This window comes from Cernens ardua (assembly GCF_051251085.1).
Lineage (GTDB): Bacteria > Pseudomonadota > Gammaproteobacteria > Pseudomonadales > Halomonadaceae > Cernens > Cernens ardua.
Genome location: NZ_JBPCZH010000002.1, coordinates 197164 through 215017 on the forward strand (window position 1 = coordinate 197164; position 17854 = coordinate 215017).

At 49.5% G+C, this 17854-nt stretch carries 15 protein-coding genes; 12 read left to right on the top strand and 3 right to left on the bottom strand.

What is annotated here, in order from left to right; all coding sequences use genetic code 11:
• Window positions 1-2: 2 nt before the first annotated feature.
• Complete coding sequence (locus tag LMG33818_RS05370; RefSeq protein WP_442322341.1) at window positions 3-1046, bottom strand: NAD-dependent epimerase; 1044 nt, start codon at window positions 1044-1046, stop codon at window positions 3-5.
• Between the two features lie 468 nt (window positions 1047-1514).
• Between LMG33818_RS05370 and LMG33818_RS05375 the strand changes: the two genes are divergently transcribed.
• The 5 genes from LMG33818_RS05375 to LMG33818_RS05395 all read left to right on the top strand — a co-directional run bounded on the left by LMG33818_RS05375 (window position 1515) and on the right by LMG33818_RS05395 (window position 7638).
• Window positions 1515-2270 (top strand): protein kinase family protein, encoded by a 756-nt coding sequence (locus LMG33818_RS05375; protein ID WP_442322342.1) that lies wholly within the window; start codon window positions 1515-1517, stop codon window positions 2268-2270.
• 294 nt (window positions 2271-2564) lie between these two features.
• Entirely contained in the window at window positions 2565-3632 is a 1068-nt protein-coding gene (locus LMG33818_RS05380; protein ID WP_442322343.1) for a glycosyltransferase, read from the top strand.
• Between the two features lie 30 nt (window positions 3633-3662).
• Complete coding sequence (locus LMG33818_RS05385; protein WP_442322344.1) at window positions 3663-4505, top strand: HAD-IIB family hydrolase; 843 nt, start codon at window positions 3663-3665, stop codon at window positions 4503-4505.
• 557 nt (window positions 4506-5062) lie between these two features.
• On the top strand, window positions 5063-6286 hold the full coding sequence (locus LMG33818_RS05390) for a glycosyltransferase family protein (protein WP_442322345.1): 1224 nt from the start codon (window positions 5063-5065) through the stop codon (window positions 6284-6286).
• Window positions 6287-6657: 371 nt separating this feature from the next.
• Window positions 6658-7638: a TerC/Alx family metal homeostasis membrane protein gene (locus tag LMG33818_RS05395; protein ID WP_442322346.1), complete on the top strand. Its 981-nt coding sequence runs from the start codon at window positions 6658-6660 to the stop codon at window positions 7636-7638.
• A gap of 273 nt (window positions 7639-7911) precedes the next feature.
• Here the strand turns inward: LMG33818_RS05395 and LMG33818_RS05400 are convergent, their stop codons facing one another.
• The gene (locus LMG33818_RS05400; RefSeq protein WP_442322347.1) at window positions 7912-8172 is read right to left on the bottom strand and encodes a hypothetical protein; all 261 of its coding nucleotides are present in this window, start codon (window positions 8170-8172) and stop codon (window positions 7912-7914) included.
• A gap of 251 nt (window positions 8173-8423) precedes the next feature.
• Between LMG33818_RS05400 and nrdR the strand changes: the two genes are divergently transcribed.
• From nrdR to lon, 7 genes are all read left to right on the top strand, one after another.
• Window positions 8424-8960 (top strand): transcriptional regulator NrdR, encoded by a 537-nt coding sequence (nrdR, locus tag LMG33818_RS05405; protein WP_442322348.1) that lies wholly within the window; start codon window positions 8424-8426, stop codon window positions 8958-8960.
• Window positions 8950-10293, top strand: a complete 1344-nt coding sequence (ribD, locus tag LMG33818_RS05410; protein WP_442322349.1) for a bifunctional diaminohydroxyphosphoribosylaminopyrimidine deaminase/5-amino-6-(5-phosphoribosylamino)uracil reductase RibD — start codon at window positions 8950-8952, stop codon at window positions 10291-10293. The genes nrdR and ribD overlap by 11 nt, the downstream gene beginning before the upstream one ends.
• A 196-nt stretch (window positions 10294-10489) precedes the next feature.
• A complete protein-coding gene (nusB, locus tag LMG33818_RS05415) occupies window positions 10490-11083 on the top strand; it encodes a transcription antitermination factor NusB (protein ID WP_442322350.1) in 594 nt (197 codons plus the stop codon).
• An 11-nt stretch (window positions 11084-11094) separates the two neighbouring features.
• Window positions 11095-12138, top strand: coding sequence for a thiamine-phosphate kinase (gene thiL / locus LMG33818_RS05420; protein WP_442322351.1), 1044 nt, complete (start codon window positions 11095-11097; stop codon window positions 12136-12138).
• Window positions 12135-12614 carry a phosphatidylglycerophosphatase A family protein gene (locus LMG33818_RS05425; protein WP_442322352.1) on the top strand — a complete coding sequence of 160 codons (480 nt, stop codon included), beginning with the start codon at window positions 12135-12137 and terminating at the stop codon, window positions 12612-12614. Before thiL ends, LMG33818_RS05425 begins: the two co-directional genes overlap by 4 nt.
• A gap of 157 nt (window positions 12615-12771) precedes the next feature.
• Window positions 12772-14223 (top strand): DUF945 family protein, encoded by a 1452-nt coding sequence (locus LMG33818_RS05430; protein ID WP_442322353.1) that lies wholly within the window; start codon window positions 12772-12774, stop codon window positions 14221-14223.
• Between the two features lie 197 nt (window positions 14224-14420).
• Window positions 14421-16820 (top strand): endopeptidase La, encoded by a 2400-nt coding sequence (lon, locus tag LMG33818_RS05435; RefSeq protein WP_442322354.1) that lies wholly within the window; start codon window positions 14421-14423, stop codon window positions 16818-16820.
• Window positions 16821-16983: 163 nt separating this feature from the next.
• Here the strand turns inward: lon and LMG33818_RS05440 are convergent, their stop codons facing one another.
• Window positions 16984-17742, bottom strand: a complete 759-nt coding sequence (locus tag LMG33818_RS05440) for an SDR family oxidoreductase (protein WP_442322355.1) — start codon at window positions 17740-17742, stop codon at window positions 16984-16986.
• Window positions 17743-17854: the final 112 nt, after the last annotated feature.

The following is a 17854-nucleotide window of genomic DNA, read 5'->3' on the forward strand; positions in this document are numbered from 1 at the left end:
AATCATTGGTCTTGGGTGACGGGGTGTTGCTGATAGAATGCCAGATACCATTCAACAAAACGTGCCACGCCTTCCTTGATCGATGTAGATGGTTGATAACCAGTGGCTTCCCTGAGTGCAGAGGTATCGGCGTAGGTGTTGGGAATATCCCCTGGCTGCATGGGAAGCAGTTCCTGTTGGGCCTCTTTTCCCAGTGCTTCCTCTAACGCTTTAATGTAGTCGGTTAGCTTTTCGGGGTGACCATTGCCTATATTGAACAATTGAAAAGGGGCATCACTGGTATCAGGGGTGGGGTTTGCGGGGTCCCAATGCGGCGCAGGCGCTGCAATATGTTCGGCCGCTTTCAAGATACCTTCAACGATATCATCGATATAGGTAAAATCGCGGGATTGCTTGCCATACCCATAGACGGGGATCGGCTCATCATCCAGAATCTTTTTGGTAAATTTAAACAGGGCCATATCTGGACGCCCCCATGGGCCATACACGGTAAAAAAGCGCAGACCCGTCATGGGGATTTTATAAAGATGAGCGTAGCTATGGGCCATGACCTCATTGGCCCGTTTGGTTGCTGCATACAGCTGTTGCGGATGTCCGACTTCCTGATCTTCTGTGAAGGGCATCTGGGTATTACTGCCATAGATGCTACTACTGCTCGCATAAATCAGATGATCAACCCCTGACTGGCGGCATCCTTCCAGAATGTTGCCAAATCCAACCAGATTACTGTCAATGTACGCTTGTGGATTTGATAGGGAATAACGTACCCCTGCCTGTGCGGCCAGATGGATCACGCGATCGAAGTCATGGCTTGAGAAACAGGTTTTCATGGCAGCTCTGTCGGCAATATCCATTCTTAGAAATGTATATGTGCCTTTAGCGGAGGCGGCGATTTTTTCCAGCTCCGCCAGCCGGGCTTCCTTAAGCGAAGGGTCATAGTATTCATTGACGTTGTCTACGCCGATAACGTCCTCACCTTGTGAAAGAAGCCGCTGTGCTACATGGAAACCGATGAAACCGGCATTTCCGGTCACAAGATATTTCATGAATAGGATGTTCCTTAAATAAAGTCCTTCGCAGCCAGGGGGCCCCATGGATATGGCTGCCTAGTCTAGCGAATTATGAAAAAAAAATCCTGTCGCAACCCTTTTTTACAGGCTAAATTCCTGCCTGATTACGTTGCCATCCCCCTCATCCACACAGGGGAAATGTCAGTTTGACCAAGCGATTTGTCTTGTGACGGATGAAATTCGAGGAGGTGGACTGTTACTCCCACTAGATTGACACTTTAGACAACAGCCCGTGAAAATAGCGTCAAATATCGTTATGTGTAGAAAGGCCCGAGTTCTTTTCATCCGGGCTTATACTTGGACTATCATTTGTTGAGCCTGAGGGCAGCGGCTCTTCCATCTCTCATTGATGCGTCGTTCATTACCATCCATTATCGAGAGTGGCATGAATAATCATCTATATTGCTGCAGCCCCTTTTTGTAGCGAAAACGTCAGGAAATGGCATGGCCTTTCATCATATTGTTGCTGCAGGACAATCTGCCTTCATCCCATCCTCCCTCTATCGTATGAAGGCGGATGCAGCCTTGCCCAAAGTACTTCATTTTGTTGATGATCCCTCCACGCGTGAGTTTACCCATGTGGGAAGTAGTTTGTTTCTACGTTCTGAAGATCAGCAGTTATTGGGTAAGTGGGTAGCTGATAAATATGATCGTCATCAGCACTTGGGGAAGTGGTTGGGGCGCGATATTCTATCCAAGCGTTTGATCGGGCACTATGATGCCCGCCGTGAGTACGAAAGTGCACAAGTTCTGAAGTCCTGTGGCCAGCGGGTTATTACGTGCCATGGCTATGGTGTTGCCTGTAATCCTTTGAATGAATACGGATCGCTTTATCTGATGGAATACCGGCCTGATGCCGTTTCCGGTAAAGTGTTTTTTTCTTCCCTGAATGAAGTGGCGCGGTGGCAATTTTTTGGAAGAATGATGGCATTGGCGATTGACTTGGCCGATCAGGGGTATTTTCACACTGATTTCCACTATGGGAATATTTTGGTAGAGCCCTCGGACACTCTGGTCTGGATCGACACTCATGTGAAGCCACTTTCTCACGTCCCTCATCACAAGGCACGTCAGCTGTTCAATATGATCAGCCCCACTAAGTTGGGAGGGGGGGCCTTCGCAGAAGAGGCGCGTCAACGTTTGGCGCATCACTTTCCTGAAGTCAAGTCATTGATGCAGCAAAAAAAGACGTTTTCATGAGCGTTATGAACACTCCCCACATCGTTATAGTTCCCTTAATGAAAGGATGTTTGTGGAAGGTGTAATGATATCTGTGAAAAGTAAAATGACGTCTGTAGAAGGCTTCAGGCACGGTGTAATTGAAACGGGACAACAGATTTCACCGTGAGTGGAAGTGGAGGTTGAGTGTAGGTAGAGGTAATGCCTGAACATACTCTGGTGACCAGCATTTTGCTGTCCCTTGTCACTGTGGTTTTTATCATCATTCGTTATACTGCTGCGATTATTCATAGACGATAAGGTTCGATATACGACATGTGCGCCAAACGTTTCGCTTTCATCATGAAGGACCTCTATGGCGGAGGTGCTGAAAAATCGTTGCTTTACACGGCGGACGAGCTTAGAAAGCGCGGCAATGAGGTGCGTTTTTATATCATGCGTGATTTCATCGAGCAGCCGATTCCACCCGGTTTGGACGTGATCAATCTCGCTATCCACAACCGTTTTACTCGTGCATTCAATTCTGTCTGGGTTGAGAAATGGCAAGCTCGGCAAATCGAGAAAGGAATGCGCGATTTTGCACCGGATACGGTGTTTTCCTGTTCTGCAGATAAAATCACTCGGCATATCCGTCATCCCAACGTCTATTTTCTGATTCGAAGTGACATCACCTCGACTCCCATGTCAGATGAGCGTCGTATCAAGCGTTATGAGAAAGCACGCCTTTTCTATAATCAACGACAAGTGCTTGCAGTTTCCAATGGCGTGTTGGCTAACCTTCTCGATTTCGTCAAGCTAAAGCCATCTTTTTCCAAGGCCATTTACACCCCTTATGATCCCACCCCTTTCCGAGAAATGGCCGCCGAGCCAACAGTCTTGCCAGCTCCTGAATATATTCTGAGTTTGGGTTCACTGGAAAAACGTAAACGTCACGATCGCCTGTTAAAAGCCTATGCGGCTAGTGGGGTGAAAACGCCTTTGGTGATTTTGGGGAAAGGGAAGCCTGAGGATGTTGACCGAGTCCAACAGCTAATACGGGAAAATGGGGTGGAAGATCGAGTGATTATGCAGGATTTCCGCAAAAATCCCTATCCTTTGATTGAAAAGGCACGCTTTCTGGTCTGTACTTCCGATGCTGAAGGGCTACCTCGAGCATTGGTAGAATCCTTGCTTTTGAAAACCCCCATTGTAAGTGTGGATTGCCCGTCCGGGCCGAAAGAGATTCTAACTCATGAGCTGGCGAATTTTCTGGTGGCGCGTGAGGATGAAGCCGGGTTGGCAAACGCCATAAAGCGAATGGATGCCGCTCCTGTAAAAATCGATGATCGCTACATTGAGCCCTATTTGCCCAGTGTCGTCCTGCCTCAGTACGAGGCCTTGTAAACGTAGAGTATCCTCATGGAGGAGCTTGTCATGCCTCATCGCCAGTTTTCACTGATTGTATTTACTGATCTGGATGGCTCGTTACTGGATCATCATACCTACCAGTGGGACGCGGCTCAGCAGGGGCTGGATGCATTGCGTACAGCCGGCATACCCATCATTATCATGACAAGTAAAACGGCCATGGAAATTGCCTCTTTGGCCAGTCAGCTTGGGCTGGCAGACTACCCCTACAGTGCTGAAAATGGGGCAGTTATTCATTTGCCCTCCCAGGGAAACACGGCTGCCCCTGATGCTCATTCATCCAATGTCATTACGCTCAGTAGTCGTGCAGACAAGCTTCATGCAACGCTTGAGGCATTAAGGTCGAAAGGGTTTGCGTTTGAAGGCTTTAGTGATGTGCCCGCTCAAACTGTCGCTGAATGGACAGGGCTTTCTATCGAGAAAGCCACGCAGGCTCAGCACCGTGTCGCTAGTGAACCTCTACGCTGGCTGGGTGATGAAGATGCTCTACAGCGTTTTCGTCAGGCATTGGATGATAATGGATTCGCGCTTCAACGCGGCGGGCGCTTCTATCATGTAATGCCGCATGGTACGAACAAAGGTGAGGCTTTGCAGTGGTTGATGAATTATTACCGAGCACAGCAAGCCCCCCATCAAGGTGGAGCTTCCTTGAAGGCATTGGCTTTGGGGGATGGTGAAAATGATCTTCCCATGTTGATGGCGGCTGACAAGGGAGTTCTGATCCGCAGTCCTATTGGCTTAATTTCCCAGGCAGATTCCTTGCCTGACTCCATTTATAAAACATGCAGATTTGGCCCTGAAGGGTGGATGGAAGGTGTACGTCACTGGTATTCCAACCTGATACCCTGAGCTGTCACACTTGCTGAGTATTGTTAGGGCAAGGCGTTATATGTTGCACCAGGCCATACTTTTATCTTTTCCCTTTTATCTATCCTTTTAAAAAGAAAGTTCCCATAACCATCAAGCAGGCATCCTTATATCACCTTCAAGTGATAACCAAGTTCTGAATCGTTTTTATTTCTCAAGTGAATTGCTGGCATGAATGTGCCAAGAAATATGCCATGGGGTTTTATATTCAAATTTGGGCTATATTCAATACGTTACGTTTTGACGCATTCAATGGCAGAACGGCCGTTAGTGCATAAAGCAGATGGTTTTTGCCATTAGGAGTGGTTGGAAGCGGTTGCCCTCTAATATGTCGGTGCTCACCTGTGTTAGGCATTATCAGATCGGCCAATGATGGCCGTTATTGATGGATAGCACATACGTTATCAATCGCAGGTGTGTGACTGGTGACGGGCAGTGATTGACAGACGAATTGGATCATCAGTGAGGAGAAGCAAGCCCTTTGTATCCATTCTCTGAACATGAAGCGCCGTATTCCTTTCAGCCAGGAGGAGAGACGCATGGGTGATTTTCATCAGAATGGGGTCATTACAACACTGCATAACCTCGTACAACGGCCGGTGGAGTCGTTGGAAGAGGAACTCAAGCGTTTTTCACGCCGACGCCCCATGGGGTTGATTCTGCCATCATTATTTTCTGAACTGGAGAGGCCTGCTCTTAAAACAATTCTCGATGAGCTATCTCAAGCAACTTATCTGACTGAAATTATTATCGGGTTGGATCGGGCAGACAGAGACCAGTTTTTGTTTGCGCGCGACTATTTCTCGCGTCTTCCTCAGCGCCATCGCATCTTGTGGAACGATGGTCCACGATTGCGAGAACTGGATGAGGAGCTGACGTCCGAAGGATTATCTCCACTGGAACCTGGCAAAGGCCGAAATGTCTGGTTTTGTTCAGGTTACGCATTGGCTTCTCGGCGCACGGAAGTCATCGCTCTTCATGATGCCGATATCACTACCTATCGGCGCAGTATGCTGGCACGCCTGCTTTATCCCATTGCCCATCCACAAATCAATTATGAATTCAGCAAAGGTTATTACGCCCGTGTGGCCGGGGGGAAATTGAATGGTCGGGTAGGGCGCCTCCTGGTGACACCGTTGCTGCAGGCCATGCAGACTGTCTATGGTTCGTCTGAATATCTCCGTTACCTCTCCAGTTACCGTTATCCTTTGTCGGGTGAATTTGCTATGCGTACCGAAGTCTTGGGTAATATTCGTATACCCGGGGATTGGGGATTGGAAATAGGTGTGTTGTCGGAACTTCACCGCAATTACAGCACAAAACGGCTCTGTCAGGTTGATATCGCCGATTATTACGATCATAAGCATCAGCCATTATCCGAAGGAGATAGTACACGCGGGTTATCACGCATGTCATTGGATATTGCCAAAGCACTCTTTCGCAAACTTTCAACATTAGGAGTACGCATTTCCAGTGATTCCCTGCGTACATTACAGGCGACCTATTATCGTACGGCGCTCGATATGATCGAAAACTATTATCACGATGCTCTTGTCAATGGCATGAAACTTGACCGACATGCGGAAGAGCGTACGGTTGAGTTGTTTACCAAAGTGATTGCGGATGCCAGCACCGATTATTTGAAAGCGGCAGAGGATGATCAGCCTTTCATTCCGAGCTGGAATCGTATTCAGTCGGCGTTTCCTGACCTTCTCAAGCGCATGTATGAAGCCGTCGAGCTGGATAATAAAGGCGATGTGTGAAGGCGATCGGATGCGGTGACGACGAGAGATGATGGGATGAACGTCATTTCCCGCATTGAAACTTGAATGAAACTGTTTCTCTGGCAATTACGTATCAAATAGCTTGACCTCTTCCTGTGCTTTACGCACAATGCCGACTACATTGGAGGGGAGTATTTCACGGGGTTTCCAATAGGCTGAAATTTCAACAGCCAGACTCACTGGTCGCATCAAATGTAATAGTGAGTGATCCCCGCAATAATTTCGTCATCACGAGCCAACGCTCCGGAATTATTGGCACCAAACTTAACCTATTGTTTGGTGAGAAAGAGACCTCCGGTAACCGACCACGGCTAATGCCGTGTTTACACTATGGTTAGCCGGAGCACTCTATGTCTATTCCACTCTGGGTTTGGGCCCTCTCCCTGCTCGCATTGTTGTTTCTCTTTGCTTTCGACTTCTTCTCCCATGTACGCAAGGCGCATGTTCCCTCATTAAGGGAATCCCTTCTGTGGTCGTGCTTTTACATCATATTGGCATTACTGTTTGGTATAGGCCTGTTCCATACCCTGGGGCATCAGGTAGGCATGTCTTTTCTTGCCGGGTTTGTCACTGAAAAAAGCCTATCGATGGACAACCTCTTTGTGTTTGCAATTTTAATGGCACGCTTCAATGTACCTGAAGAAGCTCAGCAAAAAGCCTTGCTTATCGGTATATTGCTAGCGCTTGTTATCCGTGGCGGCTTGATTATGGTAGGTGGTGATCTTGTTTCCCGCTTTAGCTGGATATTTTACCTTTTCGGCCTTTTCCTGCTTTATAGTGCGGTGAAGTTGATCGTCGAAGAGTGTTCGGATGACAAGGAAGATGAGTATCAACCCAATGCGTTGATTCGTTATGTACAACGTCGTTTGTCTATCAGTCCTGACTTTGATGGCAATCGTTTTGTGACACGTGTAGAGGGCAAACGGTGGTTTACCCCACTGGTTGTTGTGGTAGTCGCCCTTGGATTGACAGATGTCATGTTCGCATTTGATTCGATTCCTGCCATATATGGGCTTACTCAGATTCCCTATATCGTTTTGATGGCCAATGCCTTCGCACTGTTAGGGCTCGTGCAACTTTATTTCCTGTTGGGTGGATTGCTACAAAAACTTGTATATCTGGGGCTTGGATTAGCGGCAATTCTTGCTTTTATTGGCGTGAAGTTAATAATGGAATCACTTCATCACAACCAACTTTTCTTCATTCATCATGGAATGCCGTTGTCTACGGTACCCGAGATATCCAATGCCTTTTCGCTTGGGGTCATTATGGGAATATTGCTGGTGACTACAGTGGCGAGCTTGATCAGAAATCACTTCATTCGCCATTAATTCACTTGAGTGGTATATGGGTGAGGTGGCATGCCAGGGGCGTAGTATGGTAATGGGGCTTGTAGGTAGTCGAATAAGAGGTGTTGGCAGGCGATTACTGGTGAAAGTTTAACAATTACATCTGATAGACACGGTTTGATATCGATTGGGTATGGATAAAAAACATCAGCCTTTTTTGAGCTCCGTATTGGCAGCATAAAAGAGGCTGATGTTTTCGTGAGATGTTGACTGCAATCATTGGATAACAGTCACATTAACAGGTTTTGCCCGCGATTAAACCTTGGCGACCTTACGGAAACCAACGATAACCAGCTGCGCAATGACACTACCGATTACAGCCGTTCCCAAGCCAGTCATGCTGAACTGAAGTTCAGGCAAAATGCCGAATACCGAGCAGATGAAGCTGACAACAACGGCACCCAGTGCACCGCCACCCATTGCGCCGAGGAATCCAACACTGATTCTTTCGGGAATGACGATATTAATGATTGCACCAACAATGGCGCCTGTGATGATCCAGGAGAGAAGATCCATGGAAAATGTCCTTTGTGTGTAACAGGTGAACCCATGCTTACAAGGATATTATATTCAATATCCGCCTGTAACTTCAGTTTAACCTAATAAAGCTTCCGCGTCCGGGGTGTGCGACAATATTGCACAATAGGGGAGTTTATGAAGTCATGTTAGAATAGTCGTTTTTAATGGGTCTGTTCAAGACAGTCCATTGTTCACCTGTCATTTATACCCTTTTGTCCTGTCAATTGACGCTAACAAGGATAGGTCCCATGCATTGTCCCTTTTGTGGCACTCAGGAAACCAAGGTCAGTGATTCCCGGCTGGTCGCGGAAGGTGATCAGGTGCGTCGGCGTCGGCAATGCCTTAGTTGTGGGGAGCGTTTTACCACCTATGAAACTGCTGAACTGGTGATGCCTCGTGTGGTCAAGGGAGATGGTACGCGTGAAAGCTTTGATCAGGCTAAATTGCGCGCGGGGATGATGCGTTCTCTTGAAAAACGCCCAGTGCCTTCCGAGCGAATCGAAGCCTCGATGGAACATATCCGTCAACGCATTCGTGCGCGTGGTGAACGCGAGATAGGCGCGCGAGACATCGGCGAAGAGGTAATGCGTGAGCTCAAGCGACTGGATCAGGTGGCCTATATTCGCTTTGCATCCGTTTATCGCAAGTTTGAGGATGTTGCTGAGTTCAGGGCCGAGATTGATCGTCTCACTCAAGAACCCGTCTCGCCTTCGCTTACTTCAAATACGCCGGCGGTGGAACGAGACCCGCTGCCTGTTGGGGATGTAACGACTCATGATGAGTAATCCGGATGATCAACAGAGCTGCATGTCGGATAACGCAAGCTCTGCCACTTCCAATATTCACCCTCCACGTTTGGTGAACCATAACGACGAATTCTTTATGGCCCGAGCTATACGGCTGGCATGGAAAGGGCGTTATACCACTATGCCCAATCCGCGCGTAGGCTGTGTATTGGTCAGGGATGGGCAAATAATCGGGGAAGGGTGGCATGAACGGGCAGGTGAGCCCCATGCGGAAATTAATGCGCTGAAGTCGGCGGGGCAGGCCGAAGGGGCTACCGCTTATGTCACCCTGGAACCATGTTCACACCATGGGCGTACAGGCCCCTGTGCTGATGCCTTGGTGGCCGCTGGTATTACCCGTCTGGTCGTGGCCATGCAGGACCCGAACCCTGAAGTCTCTGGCCGAGGTATAGCGCGCTGTAAAGCGGCTGGAATGGATGTCACGGTGGGCGTGTGTGAGCAAGCCGCCAAAGACCTTAATCCGGGCTTTATTTCCCGGATGAAATATGGCCTGCCTTTTGTTCGGATCAAACTGGCATCGAGCCTTGATGGTCGTACGGCTATGGCAAGTGGTGAGTCCCAATGGATCACCGGTGCGGCTGCGCGTGAAGATGTCCAGCGCATCCGTGCGCGTTCGAGCGCTATAGTGAGTGGGATCGGCAGTATTCTTCTTGACGATAGCCGCTTGACGGTGCGTCTGAAACAACAGGAGGGGAATGATCATGACTCATGTCATCATCCTCTCATGAATCGTCAACCCCTTAGGATCATTGTCGATTCACAGCTTCGTTTACCCGTGAATGCCAAGGTAATACAGCAACCAGGTCGAACACTTGTGGTAACGTGCTGTCAGGATGCACAGCGAATAAAGGCTCTTCAGTCAGCCGGTGCGGAAATTCTTTATCAACAGGGTGTTGGGCAGTTTCGGCAGCTGCAGGTGACTTCAGCGGATCATGCGGCTTCATGGAGTGAAACAGGCCTCGCTAATGCCAAACCTCTGATTCACCAGCCGACCCCATCTGATGAGGCCGTTCCGGAGAGTACTCATGAACGCATTGATTTAAAAGGGTTGTTGAAATATTTGGCCCGGGAAGAGCAATGTAATGAGCTACTTGTTGAAACTGGTGCGACCCTGGCGGGTGCGTTTATCGAGGAAGAGCTAGCAGACGAATGCGTGATCTATATGGCGCCTACCTTGCTGGGAAGCTCGGGCAGGCCGCTTTTGGGAATCGATATCAATCGAATGGCTGATCAGAAGCGAGTAGACATTACGTCAATGCGCGCTGTTGGTGACGATTGGCGCATGACGATCAAGCTGAATCGTTTCGAATAAATCTTCAGTGATGAAAATCCGAATACATATCCGTACAAATAACAGGGTATGATATCGGTTGGAAAAACAAAGTGATCAGAAGTCACTGTTGTCAGTTATAATTTTCAGATCAAGGTGTTTGGGCACGCTGTTTTGAACACAATGTGTCGGATACAACACGATTGGAAGCATGTAAAGTGTGTGCGGAGTGTGCTGGATGAGTCAGTCAAGTAGTGAAACAAACAAGGGTGAACCTTTGAGTAATGATCATGCGGAGCAACCGGCGCATAAATCATCCGCCGGCAAGAATAGTCGCTCCAAAAAAGGAAATAGTGCACAGGTTGCCCGCCATGCCGCACGTGAATTGGCCGTACAGGCGCTTTACCAGTGGCAGCTTCAGCACCGTGAAAAATCCCTGACCACTATCGAAGTGGAATTCCGTAGCCAGCAAGCCGATGATGATATGCTTAAATCGGAGAACTGGGTTGAAGTGATGGGGATCGCTGATCTCGCACTGTTCCATAAATTGCTGCAGGGCGTGGGTAAATCCTGGCAGGCCATCGATGAAAAACTGGTGCCCTTGCTTGATCGCTCTTTGGGTGAGCTGGATGCTATCGAATTGGCTATCTTGCGTTTGGGTACGTATGAGCTCATGGAGCGTCAGGAAGTCCCTTATCGTGTGGTGATCAACGAATGTATCGAGCTGGCACGTGAATTCGGAGCAACTGACGGTCACAAATACGTCAATGGTATTCTCGACAAGCTGGCGACATCACTTCGCCCAATCGAAGTACAGGCGCGCAGGCGCTAACGGCACTTGCCATGACGGGTGAGTTCGATCTGATCAAACGGCATTTATTGAGTGCGGGCAACCGGTCACCCGGCCGTCGTGACGGTTACCCCAGCGGTACGGTTCCCGGTAGTGGTGTATTAATCCATGCAGGCGACGATGCCGCCTTGTTGGAGCCATCGCCTGAAAAGGGAATATCGGTCAGTGTAGATACTTCACTTGTTGGAGTGCATTTTCCAGCGGATGCGCCCGCCCACGCGATTGGTTATCGGGCACTGGCGGTGAGCCTCTCTGATTTGGCGGCAATGGGCGCCCGCCCGCGTTGGTGCCTGATGGCCCTGACGCTGGATCGCACCGATCATATCTGGCTGGAACAATTCAGTGAAGGCTTTCACTCTTTGGCCCGTCAGAATGGGATGACGCTGGTGGGGGGGGATGTCACGCGCGGGGCGCTGGCGATTTCCGTTACGGTCATGGGGGAAAATGACCCGACCGCTACGTTGCGGAGAGACACTGCCAAGGCTGGGGATCTCATTGCCGTCACTGGAGCGTTGGGCAATGCCGCAGGCGGATTGGCGCAATGGCAAGCCGGTCAACGCAACATTGGTGATAATCCCCTCATTCAAGCTTACCTCTATCCCCAACCTCGTGTAGCCGCAGGTCAGGCATTAATAGGCATGGCTTCTGCTGCCATGGATATTTCTGACGGATTACTGGCTGATCTGACTCACTTGTGTCATGCATCCGGGCTCAGTGCTGTCCTGGATACGGAAAGCTTGCCCATCTCTACAGAGCTTATCAACGGCGTCGGTGAATCTGCTTCATACGAACTTGCCCTTAATGGGGGGGATGATTATGAGCTCCTCTTCACCCTTCCAGAGCAGTTAAAGGATTATGTAGAGCAGGTATTGGCAAACTGCGGTGCCTCGCTTAATGTCATCGGTCGTATGAAAGCGGCGCCGGTAAGCTCAACGCACATGCACGATGCGATTGCCCCGGTGATCCATACCCCTCAGGGAGAACCACTTGTTGCCAAGGGATGGGATCATTTTGATAAGAGTGAGCAACTGACATGAACCGAACGCCAAAAAGTGTTTGGCACTCACCTGTCCACTTTACCGCTTTTGGTTTTGGCAGCGGGGCCGCCCCGTTTGCTCCCGGTACATTTGGGACATTAGCCGCTATCCCCTTGTATTGGTGTCTTTCCTGGTTATCACTCCCTATTTATAGCGTTATTCTGCTGATCACTTTTTTTGTGGGTATTTGGTTATGTGGCAGAACCTCTTGCGACATCGGCGTGCATGATCACTCAGGAATTGTCTGGGATGAATTCGTTGGCTATTGGATTACCTTGTGGGGTGTTCCCTTTTCGTGGAAAGCTGTCGTACTGGGATTTGTATTTTTCAGAATTTTCGATGTATTGAAACCGTGGCCCATCCGCACCATTGATCGCCGTGTGACTGGTGGATTTGGTATCATGCTGGATGATGTCATGGCGGGTGTTTTTGCCCTGTGCCTGACGCATCTGGTGTTGTGGATGTTTTGGTCCTGAAGTTTGTATCAGAAGTACACTTCACCGCATTAAAGCAGGCAGTGGTGGAATTAGCGTCCTGACATGATGGATCGAGTGAATAATTTTCACCGTGCACTGCACAAGAGTCGTCATTATGGCTGGTATTGGGTTCTGCAAAGCGTCGATGGAGTAAACGATGATATCCAGGGTTAGAAAGAAGGGAGCAATCGCCGCCTGTTTGGCTATCGTTGTCGTCGTTTTGATGAGCTATTTAGCTGCGCTGATCTATAGTCGTGATGTGTTTGCACGCTATCTGGATCGTGAGCTTCATACCCTCAATCAAACCACCGATATTCATTGGTATCGGACTGCCGTCAGTAAAGGCCTATTCAGCTCTTCACTGCAAGTCGTTGGTGAGTTTCCCGCTCAGTCGAATTTTCCGCTCCATAAGGTGACGCTGCCTCTCGTTGTGCACCACGGTGTCTTCCACACCACCGTGTATGGGCGCGTTGAACCACAATGGCGCTCTTCCCGGTCAGGCTCATCCTGCGACTTTGCCACCCTGTTTGCCCATTATCCTGCACCCACGTTTCATGCGTCCATCAACCAGCTGACACGCACGGTGCATGGTGAGGTACAGGCTGCTGATCTTCACCGTACATTGGCCGGCAACTCGATTACGCTGGATGCTACAGGTATTCACCTCCCTTTTTCTGTTAAAGGGGATCGTGTCATCTATGATATTCACTGGCACTCCCTGCAATGGGGTGATGGCCAACGTATTTATCGCGCTGGGGCCGGGCATGATTATGTGGATAGGACCTTGGCTTCTTTGCTTACTACCGCTAAACATGGTCATAGCGATCAGGCATACAAGGTGGATGCCTCTGACTTTTATCAGGAAAAGGCCGAAATAGGGGAAATTACCCTGACCGGGTTCCTGCCGCTGCCGCTTTTGTCCCATACAATTTCTCTGCAGGATCTTTCTTTCCAAGGAAATGCATCTCGGAAAAACGGGCAATTGACTTATCATGTTCTGGCATCCATTCGTCTTGCAGAAAGGGGCCGTTCAGAAACCAATGTTGAAAAAAAGGCAGGCAAAACGTTGGGGAGCTTGAAGCTGGATGAAACTCTGGACCACATTGATATGTCAGCATTGGCCCGGCTTCTTTCCAGTGTGAATGCGTATTCACGTGAGCCGCTCAATGGCCCGTCATCCGTTTCGCAACAACCCGACGAGGTGCACGACTCAGGGCCATTAGCGCCTGAAGTACCCTCCACGAACCAGGCACTGGCTCAGTTCCTGCAGCGTACATGGCCCGACATTCAGGCAATCTTGGCTGGATCGCCTCGTTTACGGATCAACCAGCTCACATTGACAACGCCGTTCCTTGATCAGCCGGTGACACTAAGCGGTTTGATCAACATCGATGGGCGTTCCGGTGTTCCGACTTCCTATGAAGCGGCTCATTCCGATGCCGGCCTTGCATGGTGGCGCCAGCACCTGCACGGTGATCTGGATGTGCTCCATGTTCCTGCCTCACTATCAGCACTCAGTGGTTCTGAAGATAACAGTGATGATATCAATCTGGTTATCAGTCATGGTGAGCTGAAAGTGAATGGCCAGCGGTTCTTCTCTCTCTTCTAAGCCCGCCAGAGCATGAAAGATGATTTTATTGGGTGTGCTGACAAGGTCGTCTTCATGTTCTGAAGCACGTGCTCTGATAAAGTCCACTCATCTGATATTGAGTGCACGCACTTGATAATGAGGCCTGTTGCCCTCATAGCTCCCTTAATAACCTATGCGTGTGATAAAGCACGCTCTTGTCTATTAAGGAAGTTGTGATGCCGCAAAGTGATAAAAACAATGCCCAACCCGGTCAGGGAAGTGCATATGCGCAGGCAGGTAATCAACAAATTGTGCGGGCTCAGGATGTCATGCCCAAACGTATCTATTTACTCCCCATTCATAACCGTCCTTTTTTCCCCGCGCAGGTTCAGCCCTTGATGGTGAGCCGGGAGCGCTGGGAAGCTACGATGAAAGAGGTTGCCGAAGGGGAGCATCATACTCTTGGGTTGATGTATGTCGGTGAAATCACCCATGAAGCACCTGAAGTGGAAGATTTTCCAACCATAGGCACAGCCGTCAAAGTGCACCGTGCAGAATCCGATGGGGATCAGATGCAGTTCGTGTCACAAGGGCTGAAACGCTTTCGGGTGGTGCGCTGGCTGTCGCGGAAGCCACCCTACCTGGCTGAAGTGGAATATCCTTCGGAACCCGTCGATGAAACGGATGATGAAACGCGCGCTTATGCCATGGCAATCATTAATGGCATTAAACAGTTGTTGCCGATCAATCCACTTTATGGCGAAGAGCTCAAGCAGTATCTGAATCGCTTTAGTCCGAATGAACCGGGCCCATTGACTGATTTTGCGGCTTCTATCACCTCTGCGGATAGTGAAGAGTTGCAATCGGTACTGGAAACGTTGCCGGTGCTGGAGCGGATGAAGCGTGTTCTACCGCTGCTGCGCAAGGAGATCGACGTAGCCAAACTGCAAAGCGAAATATCCGAGCAGGTAAACGCTCAGATGCAGGAACGTCAGCGTGAATTCTTCCTGCGTGAACAGCTCAAAGTGATCCAAAAAGAGCTGGGCATCTCTAAAGATGATCGCGAGAACGATATCGATACTTTCCGAGAACGGCTGGATGGCAAGGATGTGCCCGTTCGTGTGGAAGAACGTATCAATGATGAGTTCGGCAAACTCTCTGTGCTGGAAACCGGCTCACCCGAGTATGGTACTACGCGTAACTACCTTGACTGGCTCACCGCCATGCCGTGGGGAATTACGTCGGAAGACAAGCTGGACTTAAGTAACGCGCGCAAGGTACTGGATCGGGATCATGATGGTCTTGATGGCGTGAAAAGCAGGATTGTCGAGTTTTTGGCAGAAGGGGCGTTCAAAGGCTCCGTCGGTGGCTCTATTCTTCTGCTGGTGGGGCCTCCCGGTGTAGGTAAAACCTCGATTGGACGCTCGATTGCTGAAGCCCTGGGACGTGAGTTCTACCGTTTTTCTCTGGGCGGCATGCGCGATGAAGCCGAGATAAAAGGGCACCGCCGTACCTACGTGGGCGCCATGCCCGGGAAGCTCATTCAGGCATTGAAAGAGGTCGAAGTCGAAAACCCGGTGATTATGCTGGATGAAATCGACAAGCTTAGCCAGTCATATCAGGGGGACCCAGCCTCAGCATTACTGGAAGTGCTTGATCCTGAACAAAACGTTGATTTCCTCGATAACTATCTGGACGTCCGTGTGGACCTTTCCAAGGTACTGTTTGTCTGTACCGCCAATCAGCTGGATACGATCCCTGGCCCCTTGCTGGACCGCATGGAAACGATTCGTCTGGCAGGCTACATTACCGAAGAAAAGATGGAAATTGCCAAACACTACTTATGGCCAAAATTGCTTAAACGGGACAACATCCCGAAGAAACGTATCAATCTTACAGATACTGCCTTGAGAGCCATGATCGAAGGCTATGCGCGTGAATCAGGCGTGCGTCAGCTGGAGAAACAACTGCACCGGATCGTTCGAAAGGCAGCGGTTAAATTGCTTGAGGGGGAGGAAACGGTCAAGGTTTCGATCAAGAACCTCAAGGAGTATCTGGGCTCGCCGGTATTTCGTCAGGAGAAAGTACTCAAAGGTATTGGCGTTGTGACGGGGCTGGCATGGACATCCATGGGTGGCGCTACATTGCCCATTGAAGCCACAAAAGTGCATGCGCTGAATCATGGGCTGAAATTAACCGGTCAGCTGGGGGATGTCATGCAGGAGTCTGCCAACATCGCCTATAGCTACGTGCTTTCCCATCTGAAATCCTTTGGGGTTAAACCGGATAGTTGGGATAAAACGTTTATTCATCTTCACGTACCGGAGGGAGCTACTCCCAAGGATGGCCCCTCCGCAGGCGTAACCATGACAACAGCGCTATTGTCATTGGCGAAGCAGCAAGCCATTCGTCCGGGGATTGCAATGACAGGCGAACTGACACTAACAGGGCAAGTACTTCCGGTGGGAGGTATTCGTGAAAAGGTCATTGCGGCCCGTCGCAGTGATATTCATGAGCTTGTACTTCCGAAAGCCAATCAGGAAGATTATGAAGAGCTACCGGATTACATCAAGGCGGGGATGAAAGTGCATTTTGCGGCGCAGTATCGTGACGTTGCCAAAGTGGTCTTTCGCTAGCCAACACTTTGTTCACCACAATGCATGACAAAAAGAAAACACAGCCACTTTCCATGGCTGTGTTTTTTTCTGCGCTTTTCATCTGTTTAAACTGACGTATCTATCAGGACACGCAGACTATATAAATAGGCAGTTATTTCTGCCTGAACATTGCACGTTATGATCAGTCACGATCGAATGCAAACCCCGCCCATGCCTGACGCGTTGGCATGATTTCAAGACGATTGAAGTTCACATGATCCGGCAATGTAGCCACATAAAAGATATTGTCAGCAATATCACCTGCTGTCAGCGGTGTGGTGCCTGCGTAGACTTTATCGGAAGCTTCCTTGTCCCCCTTGGTACGTACCAGGGTGAATTCGGTTTCAGCGATACCCGGAGCAATATCCGTGACACGTACACCGGTCCCCAGCAGGTCACAACGCAGGTTATAACTGAATTGTTTAACGAAGGATTTGGACGCACCATACACATGGCTGCCGGGGTAGGGCCACTGGCCGGCCACTGAGCCGAGATTGATGATAGAGGCACCTGCGCCCGTCTTGATCAAGATCGGCAGTAAAGCATGCGTCACGTTCAAGAGGCCTTTGATATTGGTATCGACCATGGTGTGCCAATCTTCAAGCGACGTCTCCTGAGATGGGGCAGGAGAGAGCGCTAGCCCAGCGTTATTGACCAGTGTCTTGACGGCCTTGAATTCAGCCGGCAGGCTTTCGACGACCTCTTTTACTGCTTGCGCATCGGTCACATCCAGCTTGGCGATGTGAACCGGTACCTTCGCTTCAAGCTCTTTTTTCAATTCGTCCAGGCGTTCCTGACGACGTCCAGTCAAAATAACGGACCAACCTTCATCAGCAAAACGACGAGCGGTCTCACGACCAAATCCTGAGGTGGCACCGGTAATGAATACAATCTGACTCATTTTTGACTCCAGGGTTGAAGGGAAGTGGAAAGCAATACAGGCCATTGCCTGAGATATTTTTATAAACCTGTACTGCTTTTATAACGCTGAAATGTTTTTATAAATAAGACTT

What these genes read in the sequence shown, in the direction of transcription:
- LMG33818_RS05370 (WP_442322341.1), bottom strand. Translation starts at nt 1,046, where the DNA reads ATGAAATATCTTGTGACCGGAAATGCCGGTTTCATCGGTTTCCATGTA.
- LMG33818_RS05385 (WP_442322344.1), top strand. Translation starts at nt 3,663, where the DNA reads ATGCCTCATCGCCAGTTTTCACTGATTGTATTTACTGATCTGGATGGC.
- LMG33818_RS05390 (WP_442322345.1), top strand. Translation starts at nt 5,063, where the DNA reads ATGGGTGATTTTCATCAGAATGGGGTCATTACAACACTGCATAACCTC.
- nusB (WP_442322350.1), top strand. Translation starts at nt 10,490, where the DNA reads ATGAGTCAGTCAAGTAGTGAAACAAACAAGGGTGAACCTTTGAGTAAT.
- nrdR (WP_442322348.1), top strand. Translation starts at nt 8,424, where the DNA reads ATGCATTGTCCCTTTTGTGGCACTCAGGAAACCAAGGTCAGTGATTCC.
- ribD (WP_442322349.1), top strand. Translation starts at nt 8,950, where the DNA reads ATGATGAGTAATCCGGATGATCAACAGAGCTGCATGTCGGATAACGCA.
- LMG33818_RS05425 (WP_442322352.1), top strand. Translation starts at nt 12,135, where the DNA reads ATGAACCGAACGCCAAAAAGTGTTTGGCACTCACCTGTCCACTTTACC.
- LMG33818_RS05430 (WP_442322353.1), top strand. Translation starts at nt 12,772, where the DNA reads ATGATATCCAGGGTTAGAAAGAAGGGAGCAATCGCCGCCTGTTTGGCT.
- LMG33818_RS05375 (WP_442322342.1), top strand. Translation starts at nt 1,515, where the DNA reads ATGGCCTTTCATCATATTGTTGCTGCAGGACAATCTGCCTTCATCCCA.
- LMG33818_RS05440 (WP_442322355.1), bottom strand. Translation starts at nt 17,742, where the DNA reads ATGAGTCAGATTGTATTCATTACCGGTGCCACCTCAGGATTTGGTCGT.
- thiL (WP_442322351.1), top strand. Translation starts at nt 11,095, where the DNA reads ATGACGGGTGAGTTCGATCTGATCAAACGGCATTTATTGAGTGCGGGC.
- lon (WP_442322354.1), top strand. Translation starts at nt 14,421, where the DNA reads ATGCCGCAAAGTGATAAAAACAATGCCCAACCCGGTCAGGGAAGTGCA.
- LMG33818_RS05395 (WP_442322346.1), top strand. Translation starts at nt 6,658, where the DNA reads ATGTCTATTCCACTCTGGGTTTGGGCCCTCTCCCTGCTCGCATTGTTG.
- LMG33818_RS05400 (WP_442322347.1), bottom strand. Translation starts at nt 8,172, where the DNA reads ATGGATCTTCTCTCCTGGATCATCACAGGCGCCATTGTTGGTGCAATC.
- LMG33818_RS05380 (WP_442322343.1), top strand. Translation starts at nt 2,565, where the DNA reads ATGTGCGCCAAACGTTTCGCTTTCATCATGAAGGACCTCTATGGCGGA.